This is a genomic window from Streptomyces sp. NPDC055966, from assembly GCF_042269865.1.
In the GTDB taxonomy this organism is placed as follows: domain Bacteria; phylum Actinomycetota; class Actinomycetes; order Streptomycetales; family Streptomycetaceae; genus Streptomyces.
Genome location: NZ_JBHJYK010000009.1, coordinates 42,507 through 67,401, shown reverse-complemented (window position 1 = coordinate 67,401; position 24,895 = coordinate 42,507). Strand labels below are relative to the sequence as shown.

Below are 24,895 nucleotides of genomic sequence, written 5' to 3'. Positions count from 1 at the left end.
GGTGCCCCTGGGCGCCGCGCTACGTGTCATGCCCCTGACTAATCTATGGAAGGAAGGCCATGTCCCCCATCCCCCGCAGATCCCTCCTCAAGGCGGCCGCCGTCGCCGGAGCCGCAGCGCAGTTCAGCTGGGCGCTCGGGGCCAAGGACGCCGAGGCCGCGCCCAGAGCCGCGGCCGGCGGCGACGACCCCGTCACCCTGGACTGGCTGGAGGACGCCGGCCTCGGCGCCGCGCCCGGCACCACGGTCGGCGTGCCCTGGCCCGTGGGCGCCCACCAGGAGGGCCAGACGTTCGCGCTCACGGACGCCGCGGGCAAGGACGTCCCCGTCCAGACCTGGCCGCTCGCCTACTGGCCCGACGGCTCCCTCAAGTGGACGGCCCACGCGGTGAGTTCGGGCAGCGGCAAGCTCACGCTGACCGCCGGGACGGCCGCCGCACCCGACAAGAGGGTCACCGTCGACAAGAACGGCGGCACCATCGACGTCTCCACCGGCGTCATCACCGCGCGGATCGACAAGAGCGGCTCGACCCTGATCAAGTCCGTCACCCGGGGGACGACGGAGATCGCCCGCAACGGGCGCCTCGTCCTCCTCCGCCAGCCCGAGGCCGAGGACGAGGACGAGGGCACCGTGAGGACCGAGCGGTTCGACGGCACCGTCGGCGAGGTCACCGTCGAGCAGGACGGCCCCGTCCGCGCGGTCGTCCGCATCGACGGCAAGCACCGCAAGGGAAGCCGCAGTTGGCTGCCGTTCTCCCTCCGCCTGTACTTCTACGCCGGCGCCGACTCCTTCCGCATGGTGCACACCATCACCTACGACGGGAAGCAGGAGCCCGGCAAGGCGAGCGGGGACTTCGTCCGCGGGCTCGGCGTCCGCTTCTCCGTGCCGATGCGCGACGCGGCGTACGACCGGCACATCCGCATCGGCGGCGAGGGCAGCGGTCTGCTCCGCGAGGCCGTCCAGGGAATCACCGGACTGCGCCGGGACCCGGGAGCCGCCGTGCAGAGCGCCCAGTACGAGGGCCGGAAGCTGCCGGACCCCGCGACCTGGGACCAGCGCGTGACGACCCGGTTGCCGTACGTCCCGCACTGGGGTGACTACACCCTCGCCCAGCTCTCCGCCGACGGCTTCACCCTGCGCAAGCGCACCAAGAAGGGGTACGGCTGGATCGCCGCCGGCGGTGGCAGGCGGGCCTCCGGCTTCGGCTACGTCGGCGGCGCGAGCGGCGGACTCTCCTTCGGCCTCCGGGACTTCTGGGAGAAGTTCCCCGCCCAGCTCGACATCCGCGACGCCCACACCGACGAGGCCACCGTCACCCTCTGGCTCTGGTCGCCCGAGGCCCAGCCCATGGACCTGCGCTTCTACCACGACGGCATGGGCCAGGACACCTACGCCGAGCAGCTCGAAGGCCTCAACATCACCTACGAGGACTACGAGCCGAAGTTCGGCACCCCCTACGGCATCGCCCGGACCTCCGAACTCCTCTTCTGGGCCAACGACGCCACGCCCTCCGCCGACACCCTCGCCCAGCAGATCGCGGCCCTACGGGTGCTGCCGCAACTCGCCGCCCCGCCCCGGCAGCTCGTCAGGGCCAAGGTCTTCGGCCCCGGCCTGTTCTCCGAGCCGGACCGCTCCACCCCCGCCAAGGCGAAGATCGAGGACCACCTCGACTTCCTCTTCACCTACTACAAGGACCAGGTGGAGCAACGCCGTTGGTACGGCTTCTGGGACTACGGCGACTTCATGCACACCTACGACACCGTGCGCCACCAGTGGCGCTACGACGTCGGCGGCTACGCCTGGGACAACTCCGAGCTGTCACCCGACCTGTGGCTCTGGTACGCGTACGTGCGCTCCGGCCGCTCCGACCTCTTCCGCTTCGCCGAGGCGCTCACCCGGCACACCGGCGAGGTAGACGTCTACCACCTCGGCGCATGGGCGGGCCTCGGGACCCGGCACGGTGTGCAGCACTTCGGCGACAGCGCCAAGCAGCAGCGCATCGCCAACACCACCTACCGCCGCTTCTACTACTTCCTCACCGGCGACGAACGCGTCGGCGACCTCATGCACGCAGGCGTCGACTCCGACGAGACCTTCCTCGTCCTCGACCCGCTGCGCAAGGTCCGCACCGACCCCTACACCCCCGACCGGCACGCCCTGTCCATCGGCTTCGGCACGGACTGGAGCGGCCTGGTGTCGGCCTGGCTGACCGAGTGGGAGCGCAAGGGCCCCCAGTGGGAGAAGGCCAAGGCCCGCGTGCTGTCCACGATGCGGGGCATCGCCGCCCAGCCCAACGGCTTCGTGCAGGGCAGCGGGCTGTACGACCTCGACACCGGCGCATTCGCCGTCGCCGACAAGCCGGTCGTCTCCGTGTCCCACCTCTCGGCCGTCTTCGGCCTGAACGAGCTGTGCGCCGAGCTGATCCACCTGGTCGACATGCCCGACTTCAAGAAGGCCTACCTGGACTACTGCCGCTACTTCAACGCCACCAAGGCCGAACAGAAGGCCCGCTACGGCACCGACTTCGGCACCCTCCTGCTCTTCCAGGGGCACTCGCGCCTGGACGCCTACGCCGCCGTACAGACCGGGGACGCGACCCTCGCCGAGCGCGCCTGGACCAAGTTCTACGGCTCCGACGGCTACACCGAGTCCTCGCCGTGGCGGACCGAGAGCCTGACCGGACCGGTCACCCTGGTGGAGGGGAGCGAGGCGGCCTGGGTGTCCAGCAACGACACCGCGCTCTACGGCCTCGCGGCCATCGAGAACCTGGCCCTGCTCGGGGACAAGATGCCCGGATGACAGGGCTGGGTGAGCGCCGTCGCACGGGCGGCGGCGCTCGCCCCCCGAGTCTGCACCGCCGCACGAGGCGGCGCATGAGTACGCGTACTCAGAGCGGGGCGCCCCGGCGGGCAGACTCCCCCCATGGACTGGAACCGGTACCGCTTCCTCAGCCTGTGGTCCCTGCCCGCCCCGCCGGCGGCCGTGTACGCCGTGCTGGAGCGGCCCGAGGACTATCCCCGCTGGTGGCCGCAGGTCCGGACGGTGACCCGGCTCGACGACCGCACCGGCGTCTTCGCCATCCGGCCCGTGCTGCCGTACACGATGACCTTCACCGCACGCGAGACACGCCGCGACCCGGACGCCGGGGTCCTGGAGATCGCGGTGTCCGGCGACCTCGACGGCTGGGCCCGCTGGACGCTCACCGCCGACGGCCCCGGCACCCTCGCCCGCTACGACCAGGCGGTCAGCGTGAACAAGCCCCTGCTGCGGCGTCTCGCTGTCCCCGGCCGCCCGGTCTTCCGCGCCAACCACCGGCTGATGATGGCCGCCGGACGACGGGGACTGCTGAGGTATCTCGAAGCGGTTTGAAGGATCCGCGTCTCGACCTGTATTGTTCAGTGCGTTCCCGGGCGATTAGCTCAGTGGGAGAGCGCTTCGTTCACACCGAAGAGGTCACTGGTTCGAACCCAGTATCGCCCACCGGGAGAAGGCCGGTCCGCCGCAGCGGGCCGGTCTTCCGCGTATTCAGGCCGCCGCCGGCAGCTCCGGCCGCAGGGGCCAGTCCGTGCTGACGATCTCCGTCGAGCCGCTGCGCGCGAACCAGGCCTGGAGGCCACGGGCCTGGGCCGCGTGCCAGTTGGCCTGGAGCGTGTGCAGTTCGGCGGGGGACAGGCGCTCCAGCCGGGTCGCGAAACGGCGGCCCACCGCCCGTACGACATCCAGTGCGGCCAGTGCGTCCGCCGCGGCGTCGTGCGCGCCCTCCAGCGTCACCTCGTAGTGCGCGCACAGGTCGGTCAGCGTGCGGCGGCCCTTGCGGTACCGGTCCAGGTGCTTGTCCAGCACCCGCGGGTCCAGCACCCTGAGCGGCACCGACTCGAACCAGCGGTCCAGCGACGACGCCCGGTGCCGGCGCAACTCCCGGTCCAGCAGCGTCAGATCGAAGGGCGCGTTCATCACCACCAGCGGACGGCCCATCGCCGCGTGCTCCGCCAGCTGCTCGGCTATCTCGTACATCACCGGCGCCGGCCAGCGGCCGTTGTGCTGGAGGTGCTCCTCCGTCAGCCCGTGCACCGCCGTCGCCGCCTCGGGGACCGGCACCCCCGGGTTCACCAGCCACCGGGACATCCGGGGCCGGGTGCCCGGGGCGTCCTGGACGACGACTGCGGCCGACACGATCCGGTCGGTCTCGACGTCCACACCCGTCGTCTCCGTGTCGAAGGCCGCGAGCGGCCCCTCGTACCAGGTCGTCATCCGAACCCAACTCCTTGTTCACCTACCGCAGATGACGTTCCGTCTTCTGCCTGTTTGGTGATACCCGGGCTGTTTGCGCCGTACGCCGCGAGGAGACAACAGGAGTACGGGTCTTTGCAGTTCAGCGGCCCGCAGCGGAGACACTCATTGCTTGGAAGGCTGTTGGTCATGGCCATAGCGCAGCCCGAGCGGGGCGGGCTGCTGCCCGATCGCCCGGGCACCGTCCGCGGCTCGCTCGCCACCACCGCCTGCATGGAGACCTTGCAGGTCGGCTATCTGCACGCGGTCGCCGCCGCGGCGGGATGCTCGCTGTCCCAGCCCTTCCCGGACAACGGCATCGACTGGCACGTCAGCCACAGCGCGCCCGGACACACCGTCGACGACGAGGTCACCATCAAGGTGCAGCTGAAGTGCACCTACCAGATCCCGCCGAACCCGCCGGGCCGCTCCTTCTCCTTCACCCTCGACAACGACCATCTGCGCAAGCTCGCCCGCACACCCGTCTCGGTGCACAAGATCCTGGTCGTGATGCTCGTCCCGCGCTCCCAGGACGACTGGCTGCGCGCCAGCCACGACCGGCTCGACCTGCGGCACTGCTGCTACTGGGTCAACCTCGCCGGCCACCCGGTCACCGGCCGGCACCGGACCACCGTGCGGATCCCGACCTCGCGCATCTTCGACGACCGGGCGCTGTGCGAGATCATGACGCGGGTCGGGACGGGAGGCAGACCATGAGGAGCCGTCCGTACGAGGAGCTGCCGCGCCAGGTCCGGCCGCATCCCGACGACCTCGCCCGGCAGCAGCCCCCCGACCCCGCCCGGGTCGACCCGGCGGTGCTCGGCGCGCTGCTGCACCGGCACGGCTGGCAGCGGCGCGGCGGAGCACCCGGGCGCTACGGCCGCTGGACCCCGCCCGGGCCGGGCGCCGGCGCGACCAGCCTGCTGGTGCCGGAGAGCCGCGCCTTCCCCGACAGCGACGACCTGCTCGGCGAGGCCCTCGACGCGCTCGCCCGCAGCGAGACGCCCGGCGCGCGCGAGGTGCTGATCTCCCTCGCCCTGCCCAGCGACGAGATCCGCTGGTGGCGCGACGCCCCGGCCGGGCCCGCCGGCGCCGCGCCCTGGAGCGCCGACGAGCAACTGCGCGGCGCCGCACGGCAGATGCTGCTCGCCGCCGCGCTCGCCACGCGCGCGCGTGCCGGCTACCACGGCGCCCGCCACCGCCGCGCGGCCGTCGCCCTGCTGGAACACGTCCTCGTCGGGCCCGCCGCCGAGGGCCGCACCCTCACCGCGTTCGCGCCCGTCCCGGCGGGCCGGCCCCTCGCCGTCCGCCTCCACCAGGCGCTGTACGCCGCCCGCGAGGCCATCGACTACCAGCGGGCCACCGGCGGCATGGACGCCTTCGACGGCGCCGTCGAGGCCGGGGTCAGCCGCGAGCTGACCGAGGCGCTGGCCACGCTGGTCCGGGGCACCGAGGGCGCCCGGATCGCCGTCGCCTGGGCACCCGGCGCCGGAGTCCCGGAGGGCTGCGCGCCCGCCGCCGAACCCGTCGAGTTCTCCCCGGGCGATCTGCCCGTGCTGCGCGAGGCCGCCGCCCGCTATCTGCGCGAGGAGCCCTCGGTGCCGGTCCGGATCACCGGCGCCGTGGTCCGCATGCGCCGCTCCGGCCCCGGCGGCGAGGGCACCGTACGGCTGCGCGTCCTCGCCGGCGCCGAGGTCCCGCACGTCCGCGTCACCCTGGACGAGGAGGACTACCGCATCGCCGGCCACGCCCATCTCGTCGGCCTCCCGGTGCGCGTGCACGGCCGGCTGGAGCGCCGGGGCGGCTTCCGCCGGCTCACCGGAGCCTCCGGGGTCGTCCCCGTCCAGGTCGACGAGGCCGAGCGCGACCGGCTGCTGAAGGCCCTCCAGGAGAACCTCGACTTCTTCGAGGAGGCGTGCGGGGAGGGCGGACCGGGAGAGTACGGGGAGGGGGACTGAGGGTGACCGTTTAGCGGTCGGCGCGGTCGGGTCGGTACGATCGCCTGTGCGCGCGCTCCTGGTATGGCGCCGCACCCACCTTCAGTCAGGAGAGACCGGTGTCAGACGTCCGTGTGATCATCCAACGCGATTCCGAGCGGGAAGAACGCGTGGTGACGACGGGCACTACGGCCGCCGACCTCTTCGCGGGCGAGCGCTCGATCATCGCCGCGCGCGTGGCCGGCGAGCTGAAGGACCTCACCTACGCGGTCCAGGACGGCGAGACCGTCGAGGGTGTCGAGATCTCCTCCGAAGACGGCCTGAACATCCTGCGCCACTCGACCGCGCACGTCATGGCGCAGGCCGTGCAGGAGATCTTCCCCGAGGCCAAGCTGGGCATCGGCCCGCCCGTCAAGGACGGCTTCTACTACGACTTCGACGTCGAGAAGCCGTTCACGCCCGAGGATCTCAAGGCCATCGAGAAGAAGATGCAGGAGATCCAGAAGCGCGGGCAGAAGTTCGCCCGCCGAGTGGTGACCGACGAGGCCGCCCGCGAGGAGCTGGCGGACGAGCCGTACAAGCTGGAGCTGATCGGCCTCAAGGGCTCCGCGTCCAGCGACGACGGCGCGGACGTCGAGGTCGGCGCCGGTGAGCTGACGATCTACGACAACCTGGACGCCAAGACCGGCGAGCTGTGCTGGAAGGACCTCTGCCGCGGTCCGCACCTGCCCTCCACCCGCCTCATCCCGGCGTTCAAGCTGATGCGCAACGCGGCCGCCTACTGGCGCGGCAGCGAGAAGAACCCGATGCTTCAGCGCATCTACGGCACCGCCTGGCCCTCCAAGGACGAGCTGAAGGGCTACCTGGACTTCCTCGCCGAGGCCGAGAAGCGCGACCACCGCAAGCTCGGCACCGAGCTGGACCTCTTCTCCATCCCCGAGCAGATCGGCTCCGGCCTCGCCGTCTTCCACCCCAAGGGCGGCATCGTCCGCCGCACGATGGAGGACTACTCGCGGCGCCGCCACGAGGAAGAGGGCTACGAGTTCGTCTACACCCCGCACGCCACGAAGGGGAAGCTCTTCGAGACGTCCGGCCACCTGGACTGGTACGCCGAGGGCATGTACCCCCCCATGCAGCTCGACGAGGGCGTGGACTACTACCTCAAGCCCATGAACTGCCCGATGCACAACCTGATCTTCGACGCGCGAGGCCGCTCGTACCGCGAACTGCCGCTGCGCCTCTTCGAGTTCGGGACCGTGTACCGGTACGAGAAGTCGGGCGTCGTGCACGGCCTCACCCGGGCCCGCGGCTTCACGCAGGACGACGCGCACATCTACTGCACCCGTGAGCAGATGTCCGAGGAACTGGACAAGACGCTCACCTTCGTCCTCGGCCTGCTGCGCGACTACGGCCTGACCGACTTCTACCTGGAGCTGTCCACCAAGGACCCGGAGAAGTTCGTCGGCTCCGACGAGGTCTGGGAGGAGGCGACCGAGACGCTGCGCCAGGTCGCCGAGAAGCAGGGCCTGCCCCTCGTCCCCGACCCGGGCGGCGCCGCCTTCTACGGTCCGAAGATCTCCGTCCAGGCCAAGGACGCGATCGGCCGTACCTGGCAGATGTCGACCATCCAGCTCGACTTCAACCTGCCCGAGCGCTTCAACCTGGAGTACACGGGCCCGGACGGCTCCAAGCAGCGCCCGGTCATGATCCACCGCGCCCTGTTCGGCTCCATCGAGCGGTTCTTCGCCGTGCTCCTGGAGCACTACGCGGGCGCCTTCCCGGCGTGGCTGGCCCCGGTCCAGGCCCTCGGCATCCCGATCGGCGACGCGCACGTCGAGTACCTGGAGAAGTTCGCGGCGGCGGCCCGCAGGAAGGGCCTGCGCGTCGAGGTGGACTCCTCCTCGGACCGGATGCAGAAGAAGATCCGCAACGCCCAGAAGCAGAAGGTGCCCTTCATGGTCATCGCGGGCGACGAGGACATGTCCAACAACTCGGTGTCCTTCCGCTACCGCGACGGCTCGCAGGAGAACGGCATCCCGTTCGACGAGGCCATCGCGAAGATCGCCCAGGTCGTCGAGGAGCGGGCCCAGGTCTGATCCGGCACCCGCCGCGCGCGAAGGCCCCCGGGGAGGTTCACCGCCCCGGGGGCCTCTCGTCGCCCTCCCGGTAGAAGGTCCGCATCAGCCAGGACGAGAACGACCCCGTCACCGCGCCGAGCAGGGCGAGGCCGCCGGCCATCATCACGATCGCGATCAGCCGGCCGACGGGGGTCACCGGGGTGACGTCGCCGTAGCCGACCGTGCTGAGGGTCGAGGCGGCCCACCACACGGCGTCCCCGAACGTCCGCACCGTCGCACCAGGCGCCCCGCGCTCCTGCTGGTAGACCGCGAGGGCACCGGCGAAGCCGAGCAGCAGGGCGGACAGCCCGGCGTACGAGATCACCCGCGCGTACAGCGAGAGCCGCGGCTGTCCGGACCGGTGCTGGAGCGCGTCGTACAGCGGGACGATCCGCAGCGGGCGCAGCAGCGGCAGGGCGAGCACCACCGTGTGCAGCACATGCGTCGGCACGAAGCGCAGCCCCTGCCCGCTGAGCCGCCAGTGCACCGCGTAGTCCACGGCGGACACCACCCAGAGGGCGAGCAGCAGGTACGTGCTCAGGTGCCGCCAGAACACGGGCAGGTCCGTGGCCAGGACGCGGGTGGCGTACACGGCCAGGAAGAGCAGCGCCGCCGCGAAGAGAGGGATCTCGGTGCGCTGCTCCCAGCGCGCCGCAGGGCTGTCGTCGTCCACCGGCCCAGCTTCGCCGGACAGCGTCTCCCGGCTGCCCCGGCGACACGCCGGGAACGGGCGAAGCCATATGCTGCATGGCATGACGAGTGAGCCGGAGCAGCAGATCGGGGTGGGGACGCAGGACGCGTTCCAGCGTTTGTGGACGCCCCACCGGATGGCGTACATCCAGGGCGAGAACAAGCCGACCGGCCCGGGGGAGGGCGACGGCTGCCCGTTCTGCTCGCTCCCGGCCAAGTCCGACGAGGACGGGCTGATCGTCCGGCGCGGTGAGCACGTGTACGCCGTGCTCAACCTCTACCCGTACAACGGCGGCCATCTGATGACCGTGCCGTACCGGCACGTGGCCGACTACACCGAGCTGACCGGGGCGGAGACCGCCGAGCTGGCCGAGCTGACCAAGCAGGCGATGACGGCGCTGCGCACCGCGTCCGGCGCACACGGCTTCAACATCGGCATGAACCAGGGCACGGTCGCGGGCGCCGGCATCGCCGCCCACCTGCACCAGCACATCGTCCCGCGCTGGGGCGGCGACACGAACTTCATGCCGGTCGTCGGCCACACGAAGGTGCTGCCGCAGCTGCTCGCGGACACCAGGAAGATGCTGGCGGAGGCCTGGCCCACGGCCTGAACCGTCGGGTGCCCCTCCTCCGGCCTCCTCACGACGGAGAAGGGGCGCACCCTCACGCGTCGTACGTGTCGGACTTCTTGGGCGAGGCATCCTGCACCGACCCGCTCAGGACGGACGCCCGCGAGCTGAACTTGTCGACGTCCACGTCGTGTTCCCTGAGCACCCTGAGCACGGCCCGGTGGACCGCCCGGAGTATCGGGGTGGCCGCGCGCAGCGCGTCGTCGGCCATGAAACGGTGCCGCCAGGGCTGATCGGCCCAGGAGTGCCTCAGACCGAAGGGCTCGGGCAGGCCGATCGAGCCGCCGAGCCACTTCAGCAGCGGCGGGTACCAGCCGATGGCGGCCCGCGCGGCGAGCCGCACCACCTCGTCGGCGGTGACCAGCGGAAGCTTGATCGTCCGGGTCTCCCAGAACTTGACGGTCTTCGCGACCTTCTTCACAGGGGCCTCGGGCTTGCCGCGGAACAGGCCGTTGACCGGGCCGAGGGCGTGTCCGGTGACCTCGATGCGCAGGGTCTCCTTCAGCACGGTCACGGTGATCATCATGGTGAGGATCAGGTCGCCGTTCCACAGATGCGGCCACTGCACGCCCAGGTAGTGCCGGTCGCCGCTGTCGAACTGCTGGTTGTTGCAGATGTCCTCGACGGCCTTCGGCTTGACCTGGTACGCCTCGACGTCCGTCCCCTCCGGCCTCGACACCTCCTTGGCGCCCTCGCCGACATGCGTGACGATCCAGTGCTTCACCTGCGGCTTGGGGAAGCCGCCGGTCTTCAGGTGCTGCCGGTCCAGCACGCTCAGCTCGTCGTGGATCGCCCGGACGACCGTCCAGCTGCGGAACTCGTGGATGCCCTTGACCGCGTCGAGGGGGACCAGCTCCTCCGCGAGGTGCCAGGAGCCCCAGCGGGTGCCCATCCCGAGGATGCCCTTCGGACCGGCGTAGAAGACCGAGTTGGACTGCTGCTCGGCGCTGAGCCGGGCCAGGGACTGCCGCAGCTGCTCGGCCGCGGCCTGGTCCGGGCTGGTCGGCACCGCCTCGGGGACCTTCGCGCCGACGCTGCCGCCGGAGAGCAGATCGCCCCAGCGCTCACGCAGGTCCTGCGCGGTGCTCTCGCAGATCCGCTTGGCCAGGAACCAGCCGGCGACGGGGACCACGGCGCAGCCGCGCGCGTACCAGTGCCAGAAGCCGGTGAACGGCGTCCGGATCAGGAAGATCACCGTGGCGACGCCGACGACGGCCACCAGGAGCGTGCCGAGGCCCGAGACCCGCTTGTCGTCGTTCTTCAGCATCAGGGACCGGAGCTGGAAGACGAGCAGCCAGACCAGCAGGCCGGGCAGGAAGAGCAGGCCGCACAGCACCATGAGGGCGGTCAGCTTCGTGTCCCGCTCCCGGCGGATGCGGTTGGCCGCGAGGCAGTGCTCGACGACCACCTGCGGCTCGCAGCCGAAGGACTGGATGAGCGGTTTCCTGTCGACGCCCAGCATGCGGTCGATGACCGCCTGGGCGTACGCCTCACCGAAGTTGGGCCGGAAGATCTTCGCCCACGAACGGTGCTCGGTGACCGTCGACTGGTGCCATTCGTTGTCGGCCTTCTTGATCTCCTCCATCGGCGTGTCCCGGTACGCCGCCGAGGCCAGGGCAAAGGTCGGGGCCTGCTCACCGCCGCCCGGCCTGGGCACCTGTGGCCCGAAGAAGTCCTCGAAGCTCATTCCCGCCCCCACTTGCCGCCGCCCCGCTCCTGCGGCCTTCCCGACTTCCGTACTCCGCACACCTGTTGATCAGGTCATCAGCGTATCCCCAGCCACCGGGATACGGGGGCGGACGGCCGAAGCCGTCCGCCCGATCGGGGTGCGTCCCGCCGTGAACTACACCGTTTCGTCCGCCTGTTCGCGGATCCGCTCGGCGATCTGCGGAGGCATCGGCTCGTGCCGGGCGTAGCTCCGGTCGAAGCGGGCCGTGCCGTGGGAGAGCGAGCGCAGGTCGACGGCGTACCGGCCGATCTCGAACTCGGGCACCTCGGCCCGGATCAGGGTCCGTCCGGCGCCGACCTGTTCCGTGCCGAGCACCCGGCCGCGCCGGCCCGACAGGTCGCTCATCACCGCGCCCACGTAGTCGTCGCCGACCAGCACCGACACCTCGGCCACCGGCTCCAGCAGATGGATCCTGGCGTCGGCCGCGGCCTCCCGCAGCGCGAGTGCGCCCGCCGTCTGGAAGGCGGCGTCGGAGGAGTCCACCGAGTGCGCCTTGCCGTCCAGCAGCGTGATCCGCACGTCCACCAGCGGATGCCCGGCGGCGACGCCCTTGGCGGCCTGCGCCCGTACGCCCTTCTCGACGGACGGGATGAACTGGCGCGGCACGGCGCCGCCGACCACCTTGTCCACGAACTCGATGCCCGAGCCGCCCGGCAGCGGCTCCACCTCGATCTCGCAGATCGCGTACTGCCCGTGCCCGCCGGACTGCTTCACATGCCGGCCGCGCCCGGACGCCTTGTGCGCGAACGTCTCCCGGAGGGAGACCCGGTGCGGGACGACGTCGACCTGGACGCCGTAACGGTTGCGCAGCCGCTCCAGAGCCACGTCCGCGTGGGCCTCGCCCAGGCACCACAGGACCACCTGGTGGGTGTCCTGGTTCTGCTCCAGACGCATCGTCGGATCCTCGGCGACCAGCCGGGAAAGGCCCTGGGAGAGCTTGTCCTCGTCGGGCTTGCTGTGTGCCTGGATGGCGAGCGGCAGCAGCGGGTCGGGCATCCGCCAGGGCTCCATCAGCAGCGGGTCGTCCTTCGCGGAGAGCGTGTCCCCGGTCTCGGCGCGGCCCAGCTTGGCCACGCACACCAGGTCACCGGCGACGGCGTGCGTCACCGGGCGCTGCTGCTTGCCGAAGGGCATGGACAGGGCGCCGACCTTCTCGTCGACGTCATGGTCCTCGTGGCCGCGGTCGGCGAGCCCGTGCCCGGAGACGTGCACCGTCTGGTCGGGGCGCAGGGTGCCGGAGAAGACGCGGACGAGGGAGACGCGGCCGACGTAGGGGTCGGAGGCGGTCTTGACGACCTCGGCGACCAGCGGGCCGTCGGTGTCGCACGGCTTCAGCTCGCGTCGTGTGCCGTCGATGCCGCTGACCTCGGGCAGCGCGTGCTCGAACGGAGTCGGACAGCCGCCGGTGATCAGCTCCAGCAGCTCGACCGTGCCGAGCCCCTGCCGGGCGCCCTCGGCGGCGGGGGCGGCCGCCAGGACGGGGAAGAACGAGCCGCGGGCGACGGCCCGCTCCAGGTCCTCGATCAGGGTCTTGACGTCGATCTGCTCGCCGCCGAGATAGCGGTCCATGAGGGTCTCGTCCTCGCTCTCGGCGATGATCCCCTCGATGAGCCGGTTGCGGGCCTCCTCGATGTCCGGCAGCTGGTCCGCGCCGGGCTCGGACTCCTTGCGCTCCCCGGTCGAGTAGTCGAACAGCTTCTGCGTCAGCAGCCCGACCAGCCCGGTCACCGGCGCGTGCCCGTCGGGTCCCTCCGGGCCGCGCAGCGGCGTGTACAGCGGGAGCACGGCGTCGGGGTCGTCCCCGCCGAAGGCCTCGGCGCAGGTCCGGGTCATGTCCTCGAAGTCCGCGCGCGCGGCCTCCAGGTGCGTGATCACGATCGCGCGGGGCATGCCGACGGCCGCGCACTCCTCCCAGACCATCCGGGTCGCGCCGTCCACCCCGTCCGAGGCCGAGACGACGAAGAGGGCCGCGTCCGCCGCCCGCAGACCGGCCCGCAGCTCCCCGACGAAGTCGGCGTACCCGGGGGTGTCGAGGAGGTTGATCTTGATGCCGTTCCATTCGACGGGCACCAGCGAGAGCTGTACGGAGCGTTGCTGCCGGTGCTCGATCTCGTCGTAGTCCGAGACGGTGCCGCCGTCCTCGACGCGGCCCGCCCGGTTCACCGCCCCCGCGGTCAGCGCGAGGGCCTCCACCAGGGTCGTCTTGCCCGAACCGGAGTGGCCGACCAGCACCACGTTCCGTACAGACGCGGGCTGGTCGGCCTCAAGAGCCCTGCCGGCGGCCCCGGGGTGGTGTGTCTGTGCCTTGTCGCCCATGATCCTGCCTCCCGTGCACGGTGAGGTCACTGTGGGCGCGGACACGCGGGATCCGCGTGTGGTGGCGGCTCCGGCGACGCCCGCGGTTATTCGAGCTTTCCACTCCCGTCACGTTGCGTCCATACGAAGGACAGCGGCGGGCGCCGAACGCGTCACGCACGCCCGGCGCGCGTCGGCGCACGCCGGTTCACGCCACGGGCTGCGGGTGCCCGCCCGCCACGCACGCGCGCGCGTGACTACGATGGGCCAGCCGGAGGCCACCAGGGCCGCGGCGACACCGACCGTCGGGAAGGCCATGCTGAACAAGTACGCGCGTGCATTCTTCACGCGTGTCCTCACACCGTTCGCCGCGTTTCTCATCCGGCGGGGGGTGAGCCCCGACACGGTCACGCTCATCGGCACGGCCGGCGTGGTGGCGGGCGCGCTGGTCTTCTACCCCCGGGGCGAGTTCTTCTGGGGCACGGTCGTCATCACCCTGTTCGTCTTCTCCGACCTGGTCGACGGAAACATGGCCCGCCAGCTGGGCCGCTCCAGCCGCTGGGGCGCGTTCCTGGACTCCACCCTCGACCGGGTCGCCGACGGCGCGATCTTCGGCGGCTTCGCGCTCTGGTACGCGGGCAACGGGAACGACAACGTCCTGTGCGCCGTCTCGATCTTCTGCCTGGCCAGCGGCCAGGTGGTGTCCTACACCAAGGCGCGCGGCGAGTCGATCGGGCTGCCGGTCGCCGTCAACGGGCTGGTGGAGCGCGCCGAGCGCCTGGTGATCTCGCTGGTCGCGGCCGGTCTCGCGGGCCTGCACACGTTCGGTGTGCCGGGCATCCAGTGGCTGCTGCCGATCGCCCTGTGGATCGTCGCCGCCGGCAGCCTGGTCACGCTGATCCAGCGGGTCGTCACCGTCCGCCGCGAGTCCGCCGAGGCGGACGAGGCCGCCCGGCAGAACGCGTCCCGGGGGAGCGAGGCGGCGAAGTGAGCACCGCCGACCGGCTCAGCGACGCGCTGTACGGCCTCGGCTGGAGCACCGTCAAGAAGCTCCCCGAACCGGCCGCGGTCCGGCTCGGCCGCACCATCGCCGACCTCACCTGGAAGCAGCGCGGCAAGGGCGTCCAGCGGCTGGAGAGCAACTACGCGCGCGTGGTGCCCGGCGCCACGCCCGAGCGCCTCGCCGAGCTGTCCCGCGCGGGCATGCGCTCGTACCTGCGCTACTGGATGGAGTCCTTCCGGCTGCCGGCCTGGAGCCGCGAGCGGGTGCGGACCGGGTTCGACCCCAAGGACATCCACCACCTCACCGACGGGCTCGCCTCCGGCCAGGGCGTGGTCCTCGCGCTGCCGCACATGGCCAACTACGACCTGGCCGGCGCCTGGGTCACCACGAAGCTGGAAACGCCGTTCACGACGGTCGCCGAGCGGCTGAAGCCCGAGACGCTCTACGACCGTTTCGTCGCCTACCGCGAGGGCCTCGGCATGGAGGTCCTGCCGCACAGCGGCGGCTCGGCCTTCGGCACCCTGGCCCGGCGGCTGCGCGACGGCGGTCTGGTCTGCCTGGTCGCCGACCGTGACCTGTCCGCCTCCGGCGTCGAGGTCGACTTCTTCGGCGAGCGCACCCGGATGCCCGCGGGCCCGGCCCTGCTCGCCCAGCAGACCGGCGCGCTGCTGCTGCCGGTCACCCTCTGGTACGACGACTCGCCGATCATGAAGGGGCAGGTGCATCCCCCGATAGAGGTACCCGGGTCAGGCACGCGCGCGGAGAAGACGTCCGTGATGACACAGGCGCTGGCCGACGCCTTCGCCACCGGGATCGCCGACCATCCGGAGGACTGGCACATGCTCCAACGCCTGTGGCTCGCCGACCTCGATCCGGCGAAGGGGCCGTCGTGAGAATCGGGATCGTCTGCCCGTACTCCTGGGACGTGCCCGGGGGCGTCCAGTTCCACATCCGCGACCTCGCCGAGTACTTCATCCGGCTCGGCCACGAGGTGTCCGTGCTCGCCCCGGCCGACGACGACACCCCGCTGCCGCCGTACGTCGTCTCGGCCGGCCGCGCGGTCCCGGTGCCGTACAACGGCTCCGTGGCCCGGCTGAACTTCGGCTTCCTGTCGGCCGCGCGCGTACGGCGCTGGCTGCACGAGGGCCACTTCGACGTGGTGCACATCCACGAACCGACCTCGCCCTCGCTCGGGCTGCTGACCTGCTGGGCGGCGCAGGGCCCGATCGTCGCGACCTTCCACACCTCCAACCCCCGCTCGCGCGCGATGATCGCCGCGTACTCCATTCTTCAGGCCGCGCTGGAGAAGATCAGCGCGCGGATCGCGGTCAGCGAGTACGCCCGGCGCACCCTGGTCGAGCACCTCGGCGGGGACGCGGTGGTCATCCCCAACGGCGTCGACGTGGACTTCTTCGCCAAGGCCGAGCCGAAGCCGCAGTGGCAGGGCGACACGATCGGCTTCATCGGCCGCATCGACGAGCCCCGCAAGGGCCTGCCGGTCCTCATGAAAGCCCTGCCGAAGATCCTCGCGGCCCGCCCGCAGACGCGCCTTCTGGTCGCCGGCCGGGGCGACGAGGAAGCGGCCGTGGAGGACCTCCCGGAGGAGGTACGCGCGCGCGTGGAGTTCCTCGGCATGGTCAGCGACGAGGACAAGGCGCGTCTCCTGCGCAGCGTCGACCTGTACGTCGCGCCGAACACCGGAGGCGAGAGCTTCGGCATCATCCTCGTCGAGGCGCTGTCGGCGGGCGCCCCCGTCCTCGCCTCCGACCTGGACGCCTTCGTCCAGGTCCTCGACCAGGGCGAGGCGGGCGAGGTCTTCGCCAACGAGAACGCCGACGCGCTCGCCGAGACGGCCGTACGGCTGCTGTCGGACCCGGCCCGCCTGGCGGAGCTGCGCGAGCGGGGCAGCGCCCACGTCCGGCGCTTCGACTGGTCGACGGTCGGCGCGGACATCCTGTCGGTGTACGAGACGGTGACGGCCGGCGCGGCAGCGGTCGCGGCGGACGAGCGCACGACGGGACTGCGGGCGCGGTTCGGGCTGGCGCGGGACTGACGGCCCCGGCCGGTCGGGGACCGACACCGAGGGCGTCGGTGCGCAGCCGATAGCCTTCCGGCGTGACCGCAACCCTCATCTGGATCCTTGTCGCCCTCGTCGTGATCGGCGTGTATCTCAGCTGGACGGCCGGGCGGCTGGACCGGCTGCACGTGCGGATGGACGCCGCGCGGGCCGCCCTGGACGCCCAGTTGCTGCGGCGGGCCTCCGTGACGCAGGAGCTGGCCACCTCCGGTGTGCTGGACCCGGCCGCCTCGATCGTGCTGTACGAGGCGGCGCACGCATCCCGGCAGGCCGAGGAGGAGCAGCGCGAGGTCGCGGAGAGCGAGCTGAGCCAGGCGCTGCGCGCGGTCTTCGCCGACCCGGCCCAGGTGGAGGCCGTACGCGAGGCCCCGGGCGGCGAGGCGGCGGCCCATGAGCTGGCCGAGGCCGTGCGCCGGGTCCCGATGGCCCGCCGCTTCCACAACGACGCCGTGGGCGCGGCCCGCAGGCTCCGCGAGCACCGCAAGGTCCGCTGGTTCCGGCTCGCCGGCCACGCCCCGTTCCCGCTGGCCTTCGAGATGGACGACGAGCCGCCCGCGGCGCTCGTGGAGCGCGACGCCTGAGCACGCCCGCTGAACCCCCGGTGAACCAAAAGGATCCACCGGCTTCCCATTGGCCCTTGCTGTGGCCTGGTCCATTCGCGTTTCCTCGGTGAGGCAGTAACCCTCTTCCCTTCAGTGAGGTCACCCGTGTCCACCACCGAGAACCAGGCTCCCGAGACCGGCACCGCGCGCGTGAAGCGCGGCATGGCCGAGCAGCTCAAGGGCGGCGTGATCATGGACGTCGTCACGCCGGAGCAGGCGAAGATCGCCGAGGACGCGGGCGCGGTCGCGGTCATGGCCCTGGAGCGGGTCCCGGCCGACATCCGCAAGGACGGCGGCGTGGCCCGCATGTCCGACCCGGACATGATCGAGGGCATCATCGACGCCGTCTCCATCCCGGTCATGGCCAAGTCCCGCATCGGCCACTTCGTCGAGGCCCAGGTCCTCCAGTCCCTCGGTGTCGACTACATCGACGAGTCCGAGGTCCTCACCCCGGCCGACGAGGTCAACCACTCCGACAAGTGGGCCTTCACCACCCCGTTCGTCTGTGGTGCCACCAACCTGGGCGAGGCCCTGCGCCGCATCGCCGAGGGCGCCGCGATGATCCGCTCCAAGGGCGAGGCCGGCACCGGCAACGTCGTCGAGGCCGTTCGCCACCTGCGCCAGATCAAGGGCGAGATCGCCAAGCTGCGCGGTTGCGACAACAACGAGATCTACGCCGCCGCCAAGGAGCTGCGCGCCCCGTTCGAGCTGGTCAAGGAGGTCGCCGAGCTCGGCAAGCTCCCGGTGGTCCTCTTCTCCGCCGGCGGCGTGGCCACCCCGGCCGACGCGGCCCTGATGCGCCAGCTCGGCGCCGAGGGCGTCTTCGTCGGCTCCGGCATCTTCAAGTCCGGCGACCCGGCCAAGCGTGCCGCCGCCATCGTGAAGGCCACGACCTTCTACGACGACCCGAAGATCATCGCGGACGCCTCCCGCAACCTCGGCGAGGCCATGGTCGGCATCAACTGCGACACCCTCCCCGAGGCCGAGCGCTACGCGAACCGCGGCTGGTAAGGCACCGACACACATGAACACCCCCGTCATAGGCGTCCTGGCCCTCCAGGGCGACGTACGGGAGCACCTCATCGCCCTGGCCGCGGCGGACGCCGTGGCCAGGCCGGTGCGGCGCCCCGAGGAACTCGCCGAGGTCGACGCCCTCGTGCTGCCCGGCGGCGAGTCCACCACCATCTCCAAGCTGGCCGTCCTCTTCGGAGTGATGGAGCCCCTTCGCGCGCGCGTGCGGGACGGCATGCCCGTCTACGGCACCTGCGCGGGCATGATCATGCTGGCCGACAAGATCCTCGACCCGCGCTCGGGCCAGGAGACCATCGGCGGCATCGACATGATCGTGCGCCGCAACGCCTTCGGCCGCCAGAACGAGTCCTTCGAGGCCGCGGTCGACGTGCGGGGCGTCGCGGGCGATCCTGTGGAGGGTGTCTTCATCCGCGCCCCCTGGGTGGAGTCGGTGGGCGCCGGTGCCGAGGTGCTCGCCGAGCACGACGGCCACATCGTCGCCGTCCGCCAGGGCAACGTGCTCGCCACGTCGTTCCACCCGGAACTGACCGGCGACCACCGCGTGCACTCCCTGTTCGTGGACATGGTGCGCGCGAACCGCACGGCCGAGTCCTTGTAGGATCTCTGGCGTTCGTTATGTAGAGGGTTACGCGAAGGAGACAGGCAGATGTCCGGCCACTCTAAATGGGCTACGACGAAGCACAAGAAGGCCGTGATCGACGCCAAGCGCGGCAAGCTCTTCGCGAAGCTGATCAAGAACATCGAGGTCGCCGCGCGCATGGGCGGGGTCGACCTCGACGGCAACCCGACGCTCTACGACGCCGTCCAGAAGGCGAAAAAGCAGTCGGTCCCGAACAAGAACATCGACTCCGCGATCAAGCGCGGTGGCGGTCTTGAGGCCGGCGGTGCCGACTACGAGACGATCATGTACGAGGGCTACGGGCCGAACGGCGTCGCGGTGCTCATCGAGTGCCTCACCGACAACCGCAACCGCGCCGCCTCCGACGTCCGCGTCGCCATGACCCGCAACGGCGGCAACATGGCCGACCCGGGCTCGGTGTCGTACCTGTTCAACCGCAAGGGCGTCGTGATCGTCCCCAAGGGCGAGCTGTCCGAGGACGACGTGCTCGGCGCCGTCCTGGACGCGGGCGCCGAGGAGGTCAACGACCTCGGCGAGTCCTTCGAGGTGCTCAGCGAGGCCACCGACCTGGTCGCGGTCCGCACCGCCCTCCAGGACGCCGGGATCGACTACGACTCCGCCGAGGCCAACTTCGTCCCGACCATGCAGGTCGAGCTGGACGAGGACGGCGCCAAGAAGATCTTCAAGCTGATCGACGCGCTGGAGGACAGCGACGACGTGCAGAACGTCTTCGCCAACTTCGACGTCAGCGACGAGGTCATGGAGAAGGTCGACGCGTAAGCGCCGCCGCGGGCCGCACGGGCTTCGCAGGTTTCACGGGCCGACGGGACAACCCGTCGGCCCGTCGCCGTACCGGGCGCTGGTGCGGGGCGTTGTCAGTGGCAACCGATAGCCTGCACAAACAGGCGATCGACGGGAGGGGGCGCGGTGCGGGTACTGGGGGTGGACCCCGGACTGACGCGGTGCGGTGTCGGCGTCGTCGAGGGGGTCGCGGGCCGGCCGCTCACCATGCTCGGCGTCGGCGTCGTGCGGACCGCCGCGGACGCCGAGCTCAGTCACCGGCTGCTCGCCGTCGAAGAGGGCATAGAGCAGTGGCTGGACGAGTACCGGCCCGAGTTCGTCGCCGTCGAGCGCGTCTTCAGCCAGCACAACGTCCGCACCGTGATGGGCACCGCCCAGGCCAGCGCCGTCGCCATGCTGTGCGCCGCCCGCCGCGGCATCCCCGTCGCCCTGCACACCCCGAGCGAGGTCAAGGCGGCCGTCACCGGCAGCGGTCGGGCCGACAAGGCGCAGGTCGGAGCCATGGTCACCCGGCTGCTCCGGCTCGCCGCGCCGCCCAAGCCCGCCGACGCCGCCGACGCCCTCGCGCTCGCCATCTGCCACATCTGGCGCGCCCCCGCCCAGAACCGGCTCCAACAGGCCGTCGCCCGCCACTCCCTCCACGCAACAAGAGCTCAGGCAACAAACGCTCCGGCAACAAACACTCCGGCAGCGAAAGCCCAGGCAACGAAAGGCCGAACGGCATGATCGCCTTCGTCAGCGGCACGGTCGCCGCGCTCGCCCCCGACGCCGCGGTCGTCGAGGTCGGCGGCGTCGGCATGGCCGTCCAGTGCACGCCGAACACCCTGTCCACGCTCCGCACGGGCCAGCCCGCCAAGCTGCACACCTCCCTGGTGGTCCGCGAGGACTCGCTGACCCTGTACGGCTTCGCCGCCGACGACGAGCGCCAGGTCTTCGAGCTGCTCCAGACCGCGAGCGGCGTCGGCCCGCGCCTGGCCCAGGCGATGCTCGCCGTGCACACCCCGGACGCGCTGCGCCGTGCCGTGGCCACCGGTGACGAGAAGGCCCTGACCGCCGTCCCCGGCATCGGCAAGAAGGGCGCGCAGAAGCTGCTGCTGGAGCTGAAGGACCGGCTCGGCGAGCCGGTCGGCGCCCCCGTGGTCGGCGCGCCGGTCACCCAGGGCTGGCGCGACCAGCTGCACGCGGCCCTGATCGGCCTCGGCTACGCCACCCGCGAGGCCGACGAGGCCGTCGCCGCCGTGGCCCCGCAGGCCGAGGCCGCGGGCGGGCCCCCGCAGGTCGGTCTGCTGCTGAAGTCCGCCCTCCAGACCCTGAACCGCGCCCGCTGACCCGCGACGCTGACCCACGACGATCGAGGCACACGGATATGAACTGGGACGACACCACCGACACCCCCGCCGCCGAGCGGCTCGTCGGTGCGTCCGCCGACGGGGAGGACCAGGCCGTCGAGGCCGCCCTGCGCCCGAAGGACCTCGGCGAGTTCATCGGCCAGGAGAAGGTCCGCGAACAGCTCGACCTCGTGCTGCGCGCCGCACGCGCGCGCGGAGCCACCGCCGACCACGTGCTGCTCTCCGGCGCGCCCGGCCTCGGCAAGACCACGCTGTCGATGATCATCGCGGCCGAGATGGGCGCCCCCATCCGCATCACCTCGGGTCCCGCCATCCAGCACGCCGGCGACCTCGCGGCGATCCTCTCCTCCCTCCAGGAGGGAGAGGTCCTCTTCCTCGACGAGATCCACCGCATGTCCCGGCCCGCCGAGGAGATGCTGTACATGGCGATGGAGGACTTCCGCGTCGACGTCATCGTCGGCAAGGGCCCCGGCGCCACCGCCATCCCGCTCGAACTGCCCCCGTTCACCCTGGTCGGCGCCACCACGCGCGCGGGCCTGCTGCCGCCCCCGCTGCGCGACCGCTTCGGTTTCACCGCGCACATGGAGTTCTACGAGCCGCACGAGCTGGAGCGCGTCGTGCACCGCTCGGCCGGCCTGCTCGACGTGGAGATCGAGCCGGACGGCGCCGCCGAGGTCGCCGGGCGCTCCCGCGGCACGCCCCGTATCGCCAACCGCCTGCTGCGCCGCGTCCGCGACTACGCCCAGGTCAAGGCGGACGGCCTGATCACCCGCGAGATCGCCGGGGCCGCCCTCGCCGTGTACGAGGTCGACGCGCGCGGCCTCGACCGGCTGGACCGCGCCGTGCTCGAAGCCCTGCTGAAGCTGTTCGGCGGCGGCCCGGTCGGTCTGTCCACGCTCGCGGTCGCGGTGGGGGAGGAGCGGGAGACCGTCGAAGAGGTCGCCGAACCGTTCCTCGTCCGGGAGGGCCTGCTCGCCCGCACCCCGCGGGGCCGGGTCGCCACGCCCGCCGCCTGGGCGCACCTCGGCCTGACCCCGCCGCGCGGGTCGGCCGGGGGAAGCGGACAACGGGACCTGTTCGGGTCCTGACGGCCCGGTGACGGCGCCGCCGGGGCGCCGGGGGAGCTGTGACCACGCAGTGACGGCGAGCGCATTGTGGCCGGAGCAGGAACCCAGGTGCCATGCTGAGCGTTGTTCCATGCACGCGGACTCGCTTAGACTCCGCCGATGCCGCCCTTGTGGGCGGCGCCGACCACACCCCCGTCAACAGGCCGCTGTCCGTCGCGGTCGCGCGAAGGAAATTCCGTCCCGTGAATGCCTTTACCCTTCTCCCCTTCATCGTGCTCATCGCGGCCATGTTCCTGATGACACGTTCGGCCAAGAAGAAGCAGCAGCAGGCCGCCAGCATGCGGAACGAGATGCAGCCCGGCTCCGGTGTCCGCACGATCGGGGGGATGTACGCGACGGTCAAGGAGGTCCAGGAGGACGCGGTCCTCCTCGACGCCGGTCCCGGTGTCGAGCTCCTCTTCGCCAAGAACGCGATCGGCGCCGTCCTCACCGACGACGAGTACAACCGCATCGTCCACGGCATCGAGCACGACCTGAAGTCCGACGCCGACATCGTCCCGGACGACGCGTCCTCCCTCACCGAGACCGACGAGGCCGACTCGCCCGCTGCCGCCGCCTCCGACGACAAGGCCGTCGACCTCGGTAAGAAGGACGTTGCCGAGGACGGCACCGACGCGGCGGAGGCCGCCGAGGCCAAGGCCGACGACGAGCCGAAGAAGACCGACGGCGACTCCGACGCGAAGTAGTCACGCCCCGGTGGTGCGCCACGCGGCATAATCACGCCGCGCACCACCGGGCGCGTCTGTTTCACGGGAGCCCGACACCATGTCATGGCCGACCGCGCCGACCGGGCGCGGGGCGGCCCGAGAGGGAGTACGAGAAGGTGGCAGCACCTAAGAGGGGCCGGAGCGCGAGCGCCCAGAGCAAGCCAGGGCGCTCGCTGGCCCTCATCCTGATCGCCATCGTGGCGCTCACCGGAGGCATGTTCCTCTCCGGGCACACCACTCCGCGTCTCGGCATCGACCTCGCCGGTGGTACGAGCATCACGCTCAAGGCGAAGGCCGACCAGGGGTCCGCGATCAACAAGGCCAACATGGACACCGCGGTCGACATCATGAACCGCCGCGTCAACGGCCTCGGCGTCTCCGAAGCGGAGGTGCAGACCCAGGGGAACGACAACATCATCGTCAACATCCCCAAGGGCACCAACTCCAAGGAGGCCCAGCAGCAGGTCGGCACCACGGCCAAGCTGTACTTCCGGCCGGTCCTGGCCAGCGAGCCCAGCGCCGCCACCGCGAGCCCCTCGCCGAGCGCCTCCTCCAGCGGCGGCTCCTCGCCGAAGCCGGGCGCGAGCACCCACCCCTCCGCGGGCTCCTCGTCCAAGCAGAAGGCCTCCTCCGGCTCCTCCGCGTCCCCGACGTCCTCCGCGACCTCCCAGGGCCGCGCCGTCACCGACGCGCTGAAGGCCGGCTCCACTCCCTCGCCGAGCACGTCCGCCTCCGGCAGCCCCAAGGCGTCGGCCACTCCCTCGGCCTCAGCGAGCGGTGCCGCCGCGGACGCCGCCAAGCTCCAGGCCCAGTACGCGGCGCTGAACTGCACCAAGCCCGCGGACCGCGCCAACGCCGGCAAGAACGTCAAGCCCGGTGACTCCACCGTGGCCTGCGGCCAGATCCGCGGCACCTGGTACAAGTACGTGCTCGGCCCGGTCGCCGTGGACGGCACCGAGGTGTCGAAGGCGCAGGCCGTGTTCGACACCCAGGGCGCCTCCGGCTGGCAGGTCCAGATGACCTTCACCTCCGGCGGTGCCAAGAAGTTCGCCGACGTCACCGGCACGCTGGCGAAGAACCAGTCCCCGCAGAACGAGTTCGCCATCGTGCTCGACGGCGACGTCGTCTCCAGCCCGTTCGTGCAGAACGCCATCACCGGCGGCCAGGCGGAGATCTCCGGCAGCTTCACCCAGCAGGAGGCCCAGAGCCTCTCCAACATGCTGTCGTACGGCGCCCTGCCGCTGTCGTTCCAGGAGCAGTCGGTCACGACCGTCACCGCCGCCCTCGGCGGTGAGCAGCTGCACGCCGGTCTGCTCGCCGGCGCGATCGGTCTCGCGCTGGTCGTGATCTATCTGGTGGTCTACTACCGCGGTCTGTCGCTCGTCGCGATGGCCTCGCTGCTGGTCTCCGGCATCCTGACCTACGTGATCATGTCGTTGCTGGGCCCGGCCATCGGCTTCGCGCTGAACCTGCCGGCCGTCTGCGGTGCCATCGTCGCCATCGGTATCACCGCCGACTCGTTCATCGTCTACTTCGAACGCATCCGGGACGAGATCCGCGAGGGCCGCTCGCTGCGCCCCGCCGTCGAGCGGGCCTGGCCGCGCGCCCGGCGCACCGTCCTCGTCTCCGACTTCGTGTCGTTCCTCGCCGCCGCCGTCCTGTTCATCGTCACCGTCGGCAAGGTGCAGGGCTTCGCGTTCACACTCGGCCTGACCACCGTGCTCGACGTCGTCGTCGTCTTCCTTTTCACCAAGCCGCTGATGACGCTCCTCGCCCGCCGCCCGTTCTTCTCGAACGGCCACAAGTGGTCCGGTCTCGACCCGAAGAGCCTGGGTGCCAAGGCGCCGCTGCGCCGCACCCGCCGTCCCGCCGGTCCCGCCGCCGGCCCTGTCGACCCGAAGGAGGCCTGAGCG

The 24,895-nt window shown here is 71.4% G+C and carries 22 protein-coding genes and 1 tRNA gene; 19 read left to right on the top strand and 4 right to left on the bottom strand.

What is annotated here, in order from left to right; translation table 11 throughout:
- Positions 1–59: 59 nt before the first annotated feature.
- The 3 genes from ACFC8N_RS20335 to ACFC8N_RS20325 all read left to right on the top strand — a co-directional run bounded on the left by ACFC8N_RS20335 (position 60) and on the right by ACFC8N_RS20325 (position 3,479).
- Positions 60–2,798: a Tat pathway signal sequence domain protein gene (locus tag ACFC8N_RS20335; protein WP_376288940.1), complete on the top strand. Its 2,739-nt coding sequence runs from the start codon at positions 60–62 to the stop codon at positions 2,796–2,798.
- A gap of 123 nt (positions 2,799–2,921) precedes the next feature.
- Positions 2,922–3,368: an SRPBCC family protein gene (locus ACFC8N_RS20330; RefSeq protein WP_356022033.1), complete on the top strand. Its 447-nt coding sequence runs from the start codon at positions 2,922–2,924 to the stop codon at positions 3,366–3,368.
- Between the two features lie 39 nt (positions 3,369–3,407).
- A tRNA-Val gene (locus tag ACFC8N_RS20325) sits at positions 3,408–3,479 on the top strand.
- Positions 3,480–3,524: 45 nt separating this feature from the next.
- Here the strand turns inward: ACFC8N_RS20325 and ACFC8N_RS20320 are convergent.
- Positions 3,525–4,250, bottom strand: coding sequence for a 3'-5' exonuclease (locus tag ACFC8N_RS20320; RefSeq protein ID WP_356022031.1), 726 nt, complete (start codon positions 4,248–4,250; stop codon positions 3,525–3,527).
- Positions 4,251–4,418: 168 nt separating this feature from the next.
- Between ACFC8N_RS20320 and ACFC8N_RS20315 the strand changes: the two genes are divergently transcribed.
- From ACFC8N_RS20315 to thrS, 3 genes are all read left to right on the top strand, one after another.
- Complete coding sequence (locus ACFC8N_RS20315) at positions 4,419–4,985, top strand: DUF4365 domain-containing protein (RefSeq protein ID WP_356022028.1); 567 nt, start codon at positions 4,419–4,421, stop codon at positions 4,983–4,985.
- Entirely contained in the window at positions 4,982–6,226 is a 1,245-nt protein-coding gene (locus ACFC8N_RS20310) for a hypothetical protein (RefSeq protein ID WP_356022026.1), read from the top strand. The genes ACFC8N_RS20315 and ACFC8N_RS20310 overlap by 4 nt, the downstream gene beginning before the upstream one ends.
- A gap of 98 nt (positions 6,227–6,324) precedes the next feature.
- The gene (thrS, locus tag ACFC8N_RS20305; RefSeq protein WP_376288939.1) at positions 6,325–8,301 is read left to right on the top strand and encodes a threonine--tRNA ligase; all 1,977 of its coding nucleotides are present in this window, start codon (positions 6,325–6,327) and stop codon (positions 8,299–8,301) included.
- A 37-nt stretch (positions 8,302–8,338) separates the two neighbouring features.
- On the opposite strand, the gene ACFC8N_RS20300 is transcribed toward thrS, so the two are convergent.
- Positions 8,339–8,995: a potassium channel family protein gene (locus tag ACFC8N_RS20300; protein WP_376288938.1), complete on the bottom strand. Its 657-nt coding sequence runs from the start codon at positions 8,993–8,995 to the stop codon at positions 8,339–8,341.
- Positions 8,996–9,062: 67 nt separating this feature from the next.
- Here ACFC8N_RS20300 and ACFC8N_RS20295 point away from each other — a divergent pair, with 67 nt between their 5' ends.
- On the top strand, positions 9,063–9,623 hold the full coding sequence (locus tag ACFC8N_RS20295; protein WP_356022018.1) for an HIT domain-containing protein: 561 nt from the start codon (positions 9,063–9,065) through the stop codon (positions 9,621–9,623).
- Positions 9,624–9,675: 52 nt separating this feature from the next.
- Here ACFC8N_RS20295 and ACFC8N_RS20290 read toward each other — a convergent pair whose 3' ends face one another.
- Positions 9,676–11,328, bottom strand: coding sequence for a hypothetical protein (locus ACFC8N_RS20290; RefSeq protein WP_376288937.1), 1,653 nt, complete (start codon positions 11,326–11,328; stop codon positions 9,676–9,678).
- Between the two features lie 156 nt (positions 11,329–11,484).
- Positions 11,485–13,686 (bottom strand): elongation factor G-like protein EF-G2, encoded by a 2,202-nt coding sequence (locus tag ACFC8N_RS20285; RefSeq protein ID WP_376288936.1) that lies wholly within the window; start codon positions 13,684–13,686, stop codon positions 11,485–11,487.
- Positions 13,687–13,927: 241 nt separating this feature from the next.
- Between ACFC8N_RS20285 and pgsA the strand changes: the two genes are divergently transcribed.
- From pgsA to secD, 12 genes are all read left to right on the top strand, one after another.
- The gene (gene pgsA, locus ACFC8N_RS20280) at positions 13,928–14,656 is read left to right on the top strand and encodes a phosphatidylinositol phosphate synthase (protein ID WP_356022673.1); all 729 of its coding nucleotides are present in this window, start codon (positions 13,928–13,930) and stop codon (positions 14,654–14,656) included.
- On the top strand, positions 14,653–15,561 hold the full coding sequence (locus ACFC8N_RS20275) for a phosphatidylinositol mannoside acyltransferase (RefSeq protein ID WP_376288935.1): 909 nt from the start codon (positions 14,653–14,655) through the stop codon (positions 15,559–15,561). The genes pgsA and ACFC8N_RS20275 overlap by 4 nt, the downstream gene beginning before the upstream one ends.
- Positions 15,558–16,721, top strand: coding sequence for a glycosyltransferase family 4 protein (locus ACFC8N_RS20270; protein WP_362822778.1), 1,164 nt, complete (start codon positions 15,558–15,560; stop codon positions 16,719–16,721). Before ACFC8N_RS20275 ends, ACFC8N_RS20270 begins: the two co-directional genes overlap by 4 nt.
- A gap of 62 nt (positions 16,722–16,783) precedes the next feature.
- The gene (locus ACFC8N_RS20265; protein WP_356022006.1) at positions 16,784–17,326 is read left to right on the top strand and encodes a hypothetical protein; all 543 of its coding nucleotides are present in this window, start codon (positions 16,784–16,786) and stop codon (positions 17,324–17,326) included.
- 126 nt (positions 17,327–17,452) lie between these two features.
- Positions 17,453–18,358 (top strand): pyridoxal 5'-phosphate synthase lyase subunit PdxS, encoded by a 906-nt coding sequence (pdxS, locus tag ACFC8N_RS20260; protein WP_071378264.1) that lies wholly within the window; start codon positions 17,453–17,455, stop codon positions 18,356–18,358.
- 13 nt (positions 18,359–18,371) lie between these two features.
- Positions 18,372–18,977: a pyridoxal 5'-phosphate synthase glutaminase subunit PdxT gene (gene pdxT / locus ACFC8N_RS20255; protein WP_356022004.1), complete on the top strand. Its 606-nt coding sequence runs from the start codon at positions 18,372–18,374 to the stop codon at positions 18,975–18,977.
- Between the two features lie 48 nt (positions 18,978–19,025).
- The gene (locus ACFC8N_RS20250; RefSeq protein WP_356022002.1) at positions 19,026–19,778 is read left to right on the top strand and encodes a YebC/PmpR family DNA-binding transcriptional regulator; all 753 of its coding nucleotides are present in this window, start codon (positions 19,026–19,028) and stop codon (positions 19,776–19,778) included.
- Positions 19,779–19,925: 147 nt separating this feature from the next.
- Positions 19,926–20,525 (top strand): crossover junction endodeoxyribonuclease RuvC, encoded by a 600-nt coding sequence (gene ruvC / locus ACFC8N_RS20245; RefSeq protein WP_376288934.1) that lies wholly within the window; start codon positions 19,926–19,928, stop codon positions 20,523–20,525.
- Positions 20,522–21,127, top strand: a complete 606-nt coding sequence (gene ruvA / locus ACFC8N_RS20240) for a Holliday junction branch migration protein RuvA (RefSeq protein WP_376288933.1) — start codon at positions 20,522–20,524, stop codon at positions 21,125–21,127. The genes ruvC and ruvA overlap by 4 nt, the downstream gene beginning before the upstream one ends.
- A 38-nt stretch (positions 21,128–21,165) precedes the next feature.
- Positions 21,166–22,236 carry a Holliday junction branch migration DNA helicase RuvB gene (gene ruvB, locus ACFC8N_RS20235; RefSeq protein WP_362822775.1) on the top strand — a complete coding sequence of 357 codons (1,071 nt, stop codon included), beginning with the start codon at positions 21,166–21,168 and terminating at the stop codon, positions 22,234–22,236.
- 221 nt (positions 22,237–22,457) lie between these two features.
- Positions 22,458–22,961 carry a preprotein translocase subunit YajC gene (gene yajC / locus ACFC8N_RS20230; RefSeq protein WP_356021994.1) on the top strand — a complete coding sequence of 168 codons (504 nt, stop codon included), beginning with the start codon at positions 22,458–22,460 and terminating at the stop codon, positions 22,959–22,961.
- A gap of 137 nt (positions 22,962–23,098) precedes the next feature.
- Positions 23,099–24,892 (top strand): protein translocase subunit SecD, encoded by a 1,794-nt coding sequence (secD, locus tag ACFC8N_RS20225; protein WP_356021992.1) that lies wholly within the window; start codon positions 23,099–23,101, stop codon positions 24,890–24,892.
- Positions 24,893–24,895 lie beyond the last annotated feature (3 nt).